Annotated in this window: 8 protein-coding genes; 5 read left to right on the top strand and 3 right to left on the bottom strand. The window is 65.8% G+C overall.

Translation table 11 applies throughout. The features are described 5' to 3' along the window. Positions 1–7: 7 nt before the first annotated feature. Positions 8–1,456 (bottom strand): HNH endonuclease signature motif containing protein, encoded by a 1,449-nt coding sequence (locus ABFX56_RS05240; RefSeq protein WP_346232210.1) that lies wholly within the window; start codon positions 1,454–1,456, stop codon positions 8–10. Between the two features lie 431 nt (positions 1,457–1,887). On the opposite strand from ABFX56_RS05240, the gene ABFX56_RS05235 reads away from it, so the two are divergent. The 3 genes from ABFX56_RS05235 to ABFX56_RS05225 are packed head-to-tail and all read left to right on the top strand — an operon-like array spanning position 1,888 to position 4,538. After that, complete coding sequence (locus tag ABFX56_RS05235; RefSeq protein ID WP_346232209.1) at positions 1,888–2,781, top strand: ABC transporter substrate-binding protein; 894 nt, start codon at positions 1,888–1,890, stop codon at positions 2,779–2,781. A gap of 3 nt (positions 2,782–2,784) precedes the next feature. After that, complete coding sequence (locus ABFX56_RS05230; RefSeq protein ID WP_346232208.1) at positions 2,785–3,774, top strand: amino acid ABC transporter permease; 990 nt, start codon at positions 2,785–2,787, stop codon at positions 3,772–3,774. Next, on the top strand, positions 3,771–4,538 hold the full coding sequence (locus tag ABFX56_RS05225; protein WP_346232207.1) for an amino acid ABC transporter ATP-binding protein: 768 nt from the start codon (positions 3,771–3,773) through the stop codon (positions 4,536–4,538). The genes ABFX56_RS05230 and ABFX56_RS05225 overlap by 4 nt, the downstream gene beginning before the upstream one ends. 71 nt (positions 4,539–4,609) lie before the next feature. On the opposite strand, the gene ABFX56_RS05220 is transcribed toward ABFX56_RS05225, so the two are convergent. Together ABFX56_RS05220 and hrpA are read right to left on the bottom strand one after the other, a co-directional pair. Beyond that, complete coding sequence (locus ABFX56_RS05220) at positions 4,610–6,079, bottom strand: glycosyltransferase (RefSeq protein WP_346232206.1); 1,470 nt, start codon at positions 6,077–6,079, stop codon at positions 4,610–4,612. 61 nt (positions 6,080–6,140) lie between these two features. After that, a complete protein-coding gene (hrpA, locus tag ABFX56_RS05215) occupies positions 6,141–10,007 on the bottom strand; it encodes an ATP-dependent RNA helicase HrpA (protein WP_346232205.1) in 3,867 nt (1,288 codons plus the stop codon). Between the two features lie 232 nt (positions 10,008–10,239). On the opposite strand from hrpA, the gene ABFX56_RS05210 reads away from it, so the two are divergent. Both ABFX56_RS05210 and ABFX56_RS05205 read left to right on the top strand, forming a co-directional pair. Continuing rightward, positions 10,240–11,808 (top strand): long-chain-fatty-acid--CoA ligase, encoded by a 1,569-nt coding sequence (locus ABFX56_RS05210; protein ID WP_346232204.1) that lies wholly within the window; start codon positions 10,240–10,242, stop codon positions 11,806–11,808. 169 nt (positions 11,809–11,977) lie between these two features. Further along, positions 11,978–12,874, top strand: a complete 897-nt coding sequence (locus ABFX56_RS05205) for an HpcH/HpaI aldolase/citrate lyase family protein (RefSeq protein WP_346232203.1) — start codon at positions 11,978–11,980, stop codon at positions 12,872–12,874.

The following is a 12,874-nucleotide window of genomic DNA, read 5'->3' as shown; positions in this document are numbered from 1 at the left end:
TCACATTTCACCCGATGAGTTGGGGTAGTGCGTAGCGGGCTTTGCCGCCGAGGCGGGGGGTTTGGGCGAGGTCCATGTGAGGTGGTGGGATGAACCAGACCTGGCCGTGTTGGTCGATGCGGATGGTCCAGCCGTCGTTGTGAATTCGGGTGTGGCAGGGCGGGCAGAGTAAGACCCCATTGGTCAGGTCGGTCGGCCCGGTGTCGCGGTTCCACCAATTGATGTGGTGTGCCTGCGTGTAGGGCAGGTCGAGTCCGCATCCGGCGCATCCGCCGTCGCGTTCTGCCAGGGCGATGCGTTGGGCGGGGGTGAACAGTCGGGCGGCGCGTCCGAGGTCCAGAGGGAGGCTGTCGCCACCGAGGACGGCGGGAATGATGCCGGCGGTGGCGGCCAGTTTCCGGATGGTGCCGGCGGAGGCGGGTTGGTTCAGTCCGTCGATTGTGCCGTGCCCGACGCCGTCCACCAGCGTCTCCAGGCTGGTGCGGACTACCAGGGTGGTAGACGGGGCTGCCGGTACCCGGTTGCAGCCCAGAGCGTGGCCGGCGATCATGGCCAGCGCGTCGGCCTGCAACTGCGGAATGGTGCGGGTGTCTTCGAACAGCGGGCCGTCCGGATGGACGCCGGAGAGTCCACCGTGGGAATTGTCGGTCTCAGCATCGCGTCGTGCCCGGATGTTGTGGGTGACGATCGCTTCGATCGCCGCTTTCACCGGCGCCGCGGACTCGGGATCCAGATGGGCGCTCAGGTGGAGCATTCCGTTGCTGTCCTGCCGCAGGTACACGGCCCGGTCCTCCCGCAGTTCCTCCTCTCTCGGTTCGATGCCGTCCTGATCAAGCCGGGCCTCGGCCTCCTTGATCGCTCGGAACAACGTTTCCAACGGAATATCCCCGGCTCGCTGGGCCAGTACCTGTTCGTAGGCGTCCGCCTGAGCCGGGTTCGCCCGGCGGCCAACCCGATCCAACATGGTGGTGATCGCCCCGGCCGCCTCCACACTGATCACGCCTTTGGACAGTGCCTGCGCCACGTGTGGGTGTGCGGGCGGTAACGGTTGCCCGGTCAGCGACCTGCGGGCGGCGGTGGCCTGCCCGACCAACACGAATCGGGAAGCGCCCGATACGCTGCCGCCGGTGACGGAGGCGATCAGGTGGGACGGGTTCTGGAACCCTTGCCGCTTGGCCAGGCCCTGGCTGCCCGCCTCGGCCGGAGAACGCCTGGCAACCTCGGCCGCACCACGGGCCAGCAGCCCGTTCACCTCCCGGGCTAGGCGCCCGATGGCATCCATGGTGGCCACCAGCCCGGCATCACTCATCGATTCCAGATCGACCTGGACGGCATCCGCCACGTTGCCGGTGTCGCCAACTTCAGGGGACCGACCGGCGAACGCGGGCCGGCCACCAGACCAGACAGCATGCAACGACGTCAGGTCGTCCATCAGTGACTGCAACGGCTGGTTCATAACCCCAACTTGCCACCCACCACTGACATTCGAGTGGCACGGAGCAGAGAAAGTGGGTGCACCGGACGCACATTCGAAGACCGTTACCGAACTGTGACATATACGTCCAACTGCGTCAGTGAGCAGCAAGGGCGGCCCGCCGACGCATTTCAACTCTTGTCATCGAAACGGTACGCTGACGGCAAATCCCGTGCTACTCGGTGGAGTAGGCTCCCAATACGGCTGTCACAACGATGTGCCGTCGTGTGTACTTGATATGGGGATTCCACGTCATATGTTCGCCAGACCAGGCACTATTTCGCCGTCTCACGCACGTCCCGCGGATGTCCCACCGCGTCGCACCCCGCCTCGGCGTCTTCCCGCCCACGTCTTTTGTGACCCTGCACCGCACCAAAGAGATAGTTCCGATCAGAGACAGTAAGGAAATCAGAATGCGTTCCAGATATGCATTGCCGGCCATTGCGCTGGCCGCCGCACTCAGCCTCACCGGCTGCGTCAACAACTCGACGACACCCGCCGCTTCCGGCTCGGACACGCCGGGATCGACGGCCGTGGATGCAGCGGCCGTGGCGCTCTTGCCTGCCGACATCAAGAAGAACGGCAAGCTGATCATCGGCATCGACCCGGCCTACGCGCCGAACGAGTTCAAGGACGACGCCGGCAACCCGGTCGGTTGGGACGTCGAACTCGCCGACGCGATGGCCGCGAAGCTGGGCCTGAAGACCGACTACCAGGCGTCCAGCTTCGACAAGATCATCCCGAGCATCACCGGTGGCACCTACGACATCGGCGTGTCCTCCTTCACTGACAATGTCGAGCGCGAGAAGGCCGTCGACTTCGTCAACTACTTCACCGCCGGCGTGCAGTGGGCCCAGCCGATCGGTAAGACCGTCGACCCCGCCAACGCCTGTGGCTTGACCGTGTCCGTGCAGGCGACAACCTATGAGGAGACCGATGAACTGCCGGCCAAGTCCAAGGAGTGCACCGACGCCGGAAAGGCGGCGATCACCATCCTGAAGTTCGACAAGCAGGACGACGCGACGACGGCCGTGGCGACCGGCCGTGCCGACGCCATGAGCGCCGACTCGCCGATCACCCTGTACGCGATCTCCAAGCTGAAGGACAAAATCGAGCCGGCCGGCAAGTCCTTCGAGGATGCCCCCTACGGCATCGCGGTGAAGAAGGGCTCGGACCTGACCAAGGCTCTTCAGGCCGCGCTGCAGTCGATGGTCGATGACGGCAGCTACACGAAGATCCTTCAAAAGTGGGGCGTGGAGAACGGCGCGATCGACAAGATCACGATCAACGCGGCGTCCAAGGGCTAATCCATGAGTTCCCCAACCACTGGGCCGGCGACGGGGGCAACCTCGTCGCCGGCCGGCGGCGGTCACCCCCAGCCGATCAAGGCGATTCGCCTCCATCATCCATGGCGCATTGTCTTTGCGGTCGTGCTGGTCTTGGCGCTGGCCCTTTTCATCATCGACGCCGCCCAGCGCCCGGCCTATGGCTGGGAGAACTTCAGCAAGTACATCTTCGACCGGCGCATTTCGCAGGCGGCGCTCAACACCCTGCTTCTGACCGTCTATTCGATGGTCATCGCCATCATCCTCGGCATTACCCTCGCCGTGATGCGGCTCTCCGAGAACCCCGTCGTCAAGGGCGTCGCGTGGCTCTACCTCTGGGTCTTCCGGGGCACCCCTGTGTACGTGCAGCTCGTGTTCTGGGGCCTCATCTCCACCATTTACGCAACGATCGACATCGGCATCCCGTTCACCGCGCCCTGGATGGTGTTTCAGACCAAAGCCGTCATCGACGTGTTCTGGCTGGCAGTCATCGGCCTGTCGCTCAACGAGGCCGCTTACATGGCCGAGATCGTCCGCGCCGGCATCCTGTCCGTTGACCGCGGCCAGGATGAGGCCGCGACCGCCCTCGGGATGTCGTGGCTCCAGACGATGAACCGGGTGATCATTCCGCAGGCGATGCGGATCATCATCCCGCCCACCGGCAACGAGGTGATCTCGATGCTGAAGACGACGTCGCTGGTGACGGCCGTGCCATACAGCTTCGACCTCTACGGACGGGCACGCGACATCTCGGTGGTCATTTTCGACCCCATCCCGCTGCTGCTCGTGGCCTCCGCGTGGTACCTGCTGTTCACCTCGATCCTCATGATCGGCCAATACTTCCTGGAGAAGCGGTTCTCCCGCGGGATTGGCCAGGCCCGGCCGGAGAAGAAGAGCACTCCTGAAACCGGCCCTATCTCGACGAATATCGCAGCGATCCGCGCCGATGCACACGGTTCGGAGCACACAAAATGACCGACGTCCCCATGGTGCAAGCGGTCAGCGTGTCCAAGAGCTTCGGCTCCAACGAGGTCTTGAAGAGCATTTCGCTGTCCGTCAATCGCGGCGAAGTGCTCTGCATGGTCGGTCCGAGCGGGTCGGGCAAGTCGACCTTCCTGCGCTGCATCAACCACTTGGAACGCGTGGATGCCGGGCGTCTCACCGTCGACGGCGTGCTCGTCGGATACGAGGAACGGGGCGACAAACTCTACGAACTGCGCCCCAAAGAGGCCGCCCGGCAGCGCCGCGACATCGGCATGGTCTTCCAGCGGTTCAACCTGTTCCCGCACATGACCGCGATGGAGAACATCATCGAGGCGCCGATTCGGGTCAAGGGCGTGAGCAAAGCATCCGCGATGACGCGCGCCCGCGAGCTGTTGGAACGCGTCGGCCTCGGCGAAAAGGCGGGTTCGTATCCTGCGCACCTCTCCGGCGGACAGCAGCAGCGCGTCGCCATCGCCCGGGCGCTCGCGATGGATCCCAAGCTCATGCTGTTCGACGAGCCCACCTCCGCTCTGGACCCTGAGTTGGTCGGCGAGGTACTGGATGTGATGAAGGCGCTGGCCGCGAGCGGAATGACCATGATCGTGGTGACCCACGAGATGGGTTTCGCGCGGGAAGTGGCCGACTCTCTGGTGTTCATGGACGGCGGCGTTGTGGTGGAATCGGGCGATCCGCACGAGGTGCTGGGCAACCCGCAGCACCAACGCACCAAAGCGTTCTTGTCGAAGGTGCTCTAACAGAGCCGGACGCCCGAGCGATGGGTTCCGGACGACCGATGCGTCCGCGGCGGCCGGTTTCGACCGGAAGGCTATCGCTCGGTGGTCAGCAGGGTGCGGAACAGTCGTGACCACGACGACATCGCACGCTCGACGCTCATCTGCGCCGCCGTGGCTCGCGCTCCTGCGGACAACGTCGCGATCAGGGCGCTGTCGCCGAGAACCTTCGTCATGGCGTCCGCCAGCGCCCGGATGTCGCCAGCCGGAACCAGGAAGCCGTTGCGTCCCGAGACCACCATTTCGCCAGGGCCGTAATTGACGTCGTAGGCCACGACGGGACATCCGCGGGCAAAGGCTTCGGTGATGGCCAATGACTGCCCCTCGTACCCGCTGGACACCGTCAACAGTGCGGCGTTCTCCAGCTCGACCGCGGCATCCGGCCGATAGCCGCGCAGCCGCACGGCATCGCGCAGTCCCAGGCTCACGATCAGCTCGGTGAGGCTCTGCGCCGCCGGGCCGTCGCCGAAGATGTCGAACCGGGCCCTGGGATTCGACTCCCGCACCAGCAGGAACGCTCGGATCGCACTGTCCACCCGCTTCTGCGGCGCGAGCCGGGCGATCATCACGGCCCGGTTGACGTCCCGGTCGGCCCTAGTGCGCGGCGGCGCCGCGTCCACAGGATGAGGGATGACGGCAAAACGGGTCGGCCGGCCGAACCGCCGAATCACATCCGCTTCCTGCTTCGCGGTGAGCCAGACCACGGCATCGAACTCGCCCAGCTTCTCGAACCACGACTGCCACTGCGGCTCCATGTCGGAATTCCAGCGATACGGCGGACGGGTGTGGGCGTTGTGGACGGTGTGGATGATCTTCACCGACGTCGTGCTCAGCGGTGTGATCAGCTCGCCGATCTGTCGCGACTCGCAGATGATGAAGGTGGGCAGCCGGGGGTCTCCGGAGGCGATGACAACCGAAAGCCAGGCTCGATACAGTTCGCCGAAGCCGCGGAAGTGGCCGGCCGGCATTCCGTCGCGGAACACCGTGATCGCCTCGGTGGAGTGGTGCCAGTCCTGGCGGGACAGGTACGGGGTGCGCAAGAGGGGGCGGCCCCGTCGGTCGAGATAGTCCGTGTACACGGCGGTGCCCGTCGGCGATGCGAGGGCCCGCCATACCGTGCGCCAGGGCACGCCCTCGGAGTCGAGATCGGTGCTCGCGACCAGGGCGCCGGCATCCGTTGCCGGCTGTTGCAGCGGGCGGGCGGCCTCGTGCAACCAGGTCGGGTCGTTTCTGGCGTCCTGATAAAGGTTGCGGACAACGGTGCGCTCATCGGCCAGTCCCATTCTCTGGAACTCGGCGAGGTCCTCGGGGCGCTCTGCCGTGAAGTCGAAACTCACGAGCAGCGGGCTGGCGCCCCCGACGTGGCGGAAATGCCTGGCTCGCCGCAGCAGCGCTACCGTCTGACCGCCGTCCAACCCAGGGTGCAGTCGGCTCGTTGCGATCAGATAGTTCGCCGGCGGAAAGACCGGCGCCTGATCGGCGAGTGATTCGGATGGTCGGGCCACAGGCCCCACTGTACTGAGGATCTGTGCGGCGACCACCGGTGACCGCTCGGGCGTGCCACCGTCACCGGCTGCCGAGAACCTTGGTGATGCGTTGCAGGGATACCGATTCGGCTGTGCCGAGGTGCTGCGCGAACAGGCTCAGCCGTAGCTCTTCGAGCAGCCAGCGTGCGTGGACCAGCTGGGGCGGAGCATCCGGTGTCTGCGGAAGCGTCCCACCCGCGGCGCGGTACCGTTCGGTCGCGGTCTGCACCTCGGTCAGCCAGGCGCGGTCTCGCGCGGGATGCTCGGCGAGCTTGGCCACCCGGTGGCTGATTCCCCGCAGGTACACCGGCAGGCGCCGTAGCTGGGGCAATCCGGTGCGGGAGACGAATCCGGGGAACACCAGCGAGTCCAGTTGCTCACGGGAGTCTGCCAACGGGGCGATCAGCGCCATGCTGGATGCCGCGCTGATCGCCTTCTGCGCCGCGCGGGATTCGGCGAGAACGGTTGCCACCAGGCTCACGGTGGTGAACAGGTCCTGGACGATGGAGGCTGAGACGAGGTCCCGCACCTGTTCGAACTGCTGTTTCGTCCACACCTCGTCGTCGCCCAGGGCGGCGTCGACGCACGCGACCAGGCAGTCCTCGAACAGCTGGCCCGTCGTCCGGTACGGGCTGCCGGCAAGCGACAGTTTTTCGGCGCCGGTGAGGTGCTGCTGCACGTACGCGACGGGGGATGGGGTCGCGAGCAGCAGCATCCGCCGCACCCCGGCATGGTGCTCACGCGCCTGATCGGCTCGGGTGCTCATCAGCCGGATCGACACCGACCCGCCCCGGTCGACGAGCGCGGGATAGGCACGCACCGTGTTGCCGGCCTGCTTCGTGTCGAGGATCGGCGGAAGCGCGTCGAGATCCCAGGAGGTGAGGCCGTCCCGCTCCAGAGCGTTCGGGGTGCGCACATGCACGTGCGCGACGGATGCCCGGGCTCGGGTCTTCAGTTTGTGCTGCAGACTCTCGAGATCTTTGGATGCGGCCACCTGCCGTCCGCGTTCGTCGACGACGCCGAAGGTGACTCGCAGATGGTTCGGAATCCGGTCCAGGTCGAAGTCCTCGGCCGTCACCGGCGTGTGTGTCTGACGCTGGATTTCGGCGGCGAGGTACTCGCACAGGCTCGGCTGGTTCTCGCCAGAGTCCGACGACGGGTTCTCGGGCACGTCCTTCAGCAACCGACGGGCCCAGTCTGCGGCCGGTACCACGTTGCGTCGGATCGCCTTCGGCAGCGACTTGATCAGCGCCGTCACCAGCTCCTCGCGGAAGCCGGGGACCTGCCAGTCGAAGCCGTCGGGTCGCAGCCGGGCAAGCAGGGCGATAGGGACGATCGCGGTGACGCCGTCGTCCTGCGCACCCGGTTCGAACCGGTAGTGCAGGTTCAGTTGCTGGTCGTCCTGCCGCCAGATCTCCGGGTAGGCATTGTCGGGCACCTCGTCGGTGGGCGCCTCGCTGCCCTCGATGAGGTTTTCCCTCGTCATGGTGAGCCAGTCCGGCGTCTGTGCCAGTGCCTGCTTCCACCACTTCTCGAATCCGCGCTGTGTGTTCACGTCGGTGGGGATGCGCCGGTCGTAGAACTCGAAGACGACCTCGTCGTCGTAAAGGATGTCCCGCCGGCGGGTGCGCTCCTCAACCTCGACCAGCTGCTTGCGCAATGCACGGTTGGCACGGTCGAACGCCGACGCCCGCTGGTCGATTCGGCTCAGATCCCAGTCACCGTCGACCAGGGCGTGGCGGATGAACAGCTCGCGCGCCTGCTCGGGGTCGACCCTCGCGTACTGCACCCGCCGGCGGGCCACGATCGGAACACCGTACAGGGTGACCCGCTCGTAGGCCACCACCGAGCCCTGGTTCTTTTCCCAGTGCGGTTCGCCGTAGCTGTGCTTGGCCAGGTCGCCGGCCAGCGGCTCGGCCCAAGCCAGATCGATCGCCGCATTCATTCTGGCGAACAGCCGGCTGGTCTCCACCAGTTCGGAGGTCATGATCTCGTTCGGTTGCTTCTTGGCCAGAGCCGACCCCGGGAAGACGGTGAACCGGATCTGCCGGGCGCCGATGTAGTCGCCTTGCTTTTTCTTGTCCTTGTTGTCTTTGGCGAGGTCCTTGATGCCGATCTGGCTGAGCAGTCCGGCCAGCAGCGACCGGTGGATCCCGACGCCGTTGGCACTGGCCTCGCCCACGGTCAATCCGAGCGGCTTCGTCATCCGTTTCAACTGCCGGTAGACATCCGCCCACTCCCGCACCCGCAGAAAGTTGAGGTACTCGTTACGGCACAATCGCCGGAATTGGTTTCCGCTGAGCTCCTTCTCTTTTTTCTTCAGGTAGTTCCAGAGGTTCAGCAGGGTAAGAAAGTCGCTGGTGGGATCGGTGAACCGCGCGTGAGCGGTGTCGGCTTGCGGGCGCTTCTCGAGCGGACGTTCTCGCGGGTCCTGGATGCTCAGCGCCGCCACGATCGCGATCACCTCGCGGGTGACGCCGTGCTTGCCGGATTCGATCACCATGCGAGCCAGCCGCGGATCGATGGGCAACTGGGCGAGCTGCTTGCCGATTTTGGTGATGATCGGTTTCGGCGCCCGTGCCGATCGTCCAGACACCGCCCCCAGTTCGGCCAGCAGGTCCAATCCGTCCTTGATGCCGCGCGAGTCCGGTGGCTGCAGGAACGGGAAGCTGGCGATGTCACCGAGGCCGAGCGAGATCATCTGCAGGATGACCGCGGCCAGATTGGTGCGCAGGATCTCCGGTTCGGTGTATTCGGGGCGGCTGCGAAAATCCTCCTCGGAGTACAGACGGATGGCGATGCCATCGCTGGTGCGGCCGCTGCGGCCGGACCGCTGGTTGGCCGAGGCCTGCGAGATCGGCTCGATCGGCAGCCGCTGGATCTTCGACCGCACGCTGTAGCGGGAAATGCGCGCGGTGCCGGCGTCGACCACGTACTTGATGCCGGGCACGGTGAGGCTGGTCTCGGCGACGTTGGTGGACAGGACGATGCGGCGCCGGATGCCGGGTACCGTGCTGGGCCGGAACACCCGGTGTTGATCGGCGGAACTGAGCCGCCCGTACAACGGCAGCACCTCGGTGCTGCTGCCGATCGAGCCATTCGAGATCCGCGCCTTGATCGCGTCTTCGGTGTCCCGGATCTCACTCTCGCCGCTCAGAAAAACGAGCACGTCCCCCGGGCCCTCACGGGCGAGCTCGTCCAGGGCCGCGTTGATCGCGTCGAGCGGATCGGTCGGCACCGGCTCGGCGTCATCGTCGTCCAGCTCCACTTCCGCCACGAGGGGCCGATACCGAATCTCGACCGGGAAGGTGCGCCCGCTCACCTCGACGATGGGCGCATTTCCGAAGTGGCGGGAGAAGCTGTCCGGGTCGATCGTTGCCGAGGTGATGATCAATTTGAGGTCGGGACGCTTCGGCAGCAGCTGCTTCAGGTAGCCGAGCAGGAAGTCGATTGTGAGGCTGCGCTCGTGCGCCTCGTCGATAATGATCGTGTCGTACTTACGCAGCATCCTGTCGCGGTTGATCTCATTGAGCAGGATGCCATCGGTCATCAGTTTGATCTTGGTGCGCGGACCGACGTGGTCGGTGAAGCGCACCTGGTAGCCGACCAGCCCGCCGACCTCCTCGCCGAGCTCCTCCGCGATCCGTTCGGCGATGGTGCGGGCGGCCAGACGCCGCGGCTGAGTGTGGCCGATCGATGTCCGTCCCAGTTCGAGGCAGATCTTGGGTAGCTGGGTGGTCTTGCCCGACCCGGTCTCGCCCGCGAGGATGACGACCTGGTGGTCGCGGATGGCGCGCGCGATCTCCTCCCGCCGCTGGCTGACCGGCAGCTCGGGCGGGTATGTGATCGACACAGCATTGGTCGACACAGCATCGGTCGACACGGCGGAGTCGGCGGGCTCAAACATAGCCCTCCAGCTTATGGCGCCGGTCCTGCCCACGAAAATGCAACGTAGGCCAGCCTACGACTGGACCGCGTGGCCCTTCGCGAAGCGCCCGTTGGATGAATCCTCCTGGGCACGGAGGCGAGGTGGTGCGCCGATTGCGTGCCGGCCACATTCCCTTGCATTCCTGCGAAGCCGCAGTCGTATGATTCGGTCAAGCAACGAAAAAGTGTCAAAGATGACGGAGGTTCTTTCCATGGGTAGTGCAGGTTTCGCCACAGTCTCGGTGGCGGCGATCTTGGCCGAGACGGCGCAGCGGATGCCCGACAACGTGGCCATCGTCGTCGGCGATGAGCAGATCAGCTACGCAGACCTGTGGTACCAGTCCCGGGCCTATGCCGGCGCTCTTCGGGCGCGCGGCGTTGGCGAGGGCACACCCGTCGCCATGCTGATCCCCAATGTCGCGGACTTCCCCAGGATCTACTTCGCGATCCTCGCGCTCGGCGGCATCGTCGTGCCGATCCACGCGTTGCTCAAGGCCGAAGAGATCGATTACGTGTTGCGCGACAGCGGTGCCCGGCTTCTGGTGTGCGCGGCACCGCTGCTCGGCGAGGGAGCCAAGGGCGCGGCGCTCGCCGGCGTCGACACTCTCTCGGTGCTGTTGCCGAGCGCATCCGCCGACCTGCCGCCGCGGCTCGAGGACGAGGCGGCCGCAGCCCAGCCGATCACGTCGTATGTGCCGCGGGGTCCGTTCGACACGGCCACGATCCTCTACACCAGCGGCACGACCGGCCAGCCCAAGGGGGCCGAGGGATGCCATCTGGCACTGGTGGAGCAGGTCAATGTGCTCCTGTTGAACACCTTCGACCTGGGTGCGGACGACCGTGTGCTCGGCTGCCTGCCGCTGTTCCACACCTTCGGGCAGACCTGCACGATGAACGTCGCGTTCCGTGCCGGCGCCACCGTCGTCATGGTTCCCAAGTTCACCGGCGATGAGGCGCTGCGCGTCATGAATGAGCAAAACATCACCATTTTCATGGGCGTGCCCACCATGTACATGGCGCTGCTGGATGCCGCGTCCCGCAACCCGGAGCGCCCGCCGCTGCGTTACGGATGCTCGGGCGGATCGGCGATCCCGGTCGCGGTGATCGACCGTTTCCGTGAGGTCTTCGGTGCCGAGATCTACGAGGGCTACGGGCTCACCGAGACCTCGCCGGTCGCCACGTTCAACCACATCGGGGTGACCCCGCGAGCCGGCACGGTCGGCCAACCGATCTGGGGCGTGGACGTCGAAGTCGCCGATCCTCTGGTGCAGGATCGGACCGTGCTGCTGCCGCACGGCGAACTGGGAGAAATCGTGATCCGCGGCCATCTGCTGTTCAAGGGCTATCTGAACAAGCCGGAGGAGACTGCCAAAGCGGTGGTCGACGGATGGTTCCGCTCCGGCGACCTGGGCACGAAGGACGACGGCGGATACATCACGATCGTGGACCGCACGAAGGACATGATCTTGCGCAACGGATATAACGTGTACCCGCGGGAGGTCGAGGAGGTGCTGGCCCGGCATCCGTCCGTCGCGCAGGTGGCCGTGTTCGGTGTCGCCCACGAGACCCACGGCCAAGAGGTCATGGCCGCGGTCATTCTCAGTGCCGGCGCTACCGCCACGGGGGAGGAACTCATCGCCTTCGCTACGGAGCACCTGGCTGCGTACAAGTTCCCGCGCCGCATCGAGCTGGTCGACTCCTTCCCGACCGGCCCCAGCGGCAAGGTGCTCAAGCGCACACTGGTGGCCCAGTATCAGGCGGCACCGGCGACGACGGCGTAGCCGCCTGCGGGCTCACCGCGCCCTGGGCGGCCGTTGCGGGGTCGACGGCGGGCTTGTCGGTGAAGGTCGCAAAGAAGTCGCCTCATCGGTGAAGTCGGATTGATCTGCTTGCAAAAACAAGTAACAGGTCAAGGGGCGGTCGCGTGCTCGTCCGCCCTAAACTGGCACGGTGGAATCAGCCCCGCGGTCTCGTTCACCGCGCAGTTACTTGTACGTCCCCGGCGACCAGGAGGGCAGACTCAGCGGTGCTTCCGGCCGGGGCGCGGATGCACTGATCCTCGATCTCGAAGACTCTGTGCCGATGCAGAACAAGGCGGGTGCACGGGAACTGGTCGCCGGCTGGCTCGCTCATCGATCGGCACCGTCCGGCGAGTTGTGGGTGCGGATCAACTCCACTTCCCCGGAGCCCGACATTGCGGCGGTTGTGCTGGCAGGGGTGACCGGCGTCATGATCCCCAAGGCCGAGCCCGAGCTGCTGCAGAAGATCGACCAGCTGCTTAGCGACAGGGAACACAGTCTCCAGTTGCGCCCGGGCACGGTGCGGGTGATTCCTCTGATCGAGACGGCGCGGGGGTTGCTCGCGGCGGTGGAGCAGGCGCGGATGCCGCGAGTGCTTCGCCTCGCCATCGGTCGCGCCGACCTGGCCGGCGAATTAGGGCTGGGGGTTGACCCGGAAGGCGACGAATTCCGGCCTCTGCTGCTCCAGATCGTCGTGGCTTCCGCCGCCGCCGGTATCGCAGCCCCGGTCGCTCCGACTTCAACCGACTTCCACGACCTGGGGGCACTGCGCGACTCCACCCAGCGGCTCTTGAATCTCGGCTTCCGCGGCCGTAGCGCCATTCACCCGGCTCAGCTGGAGACGATCAACGCCGTGTTCACGCCGTCGGCCGATGCGGTCGAGCGCGCCGAGCGACTGGTCGCTGCGTTCGACGCGGCAGACCGGGCCGGGTCAGGCGTGATCACCGACGAAGACGGTCGGATGGTGGACGTCGCCGTGGTCCGTTCGGCGAGGGAACTGCTCTCCCGCGCTCCCCAACAAACCGACGCTGACCATCACACCGGCTGA

Origin of the sequence: Parafrigoribacterium mesophilum, from assembly GCF_039652555.1 — a bacterium.
GTDB classification, from domain to species: domain Bacteria; phylum Actinomycetota; class Actinomycetes; order Actinomycetales; family Microbacteriaceae; genus Parafrigoribacterium; species Parafrigoribacterium mesophilum.
The sequence above is the reverse complement of the archived record's forward strand: the minus strand, read 5'-3'. Positions and strand labels throughout refer to the sequence as shown.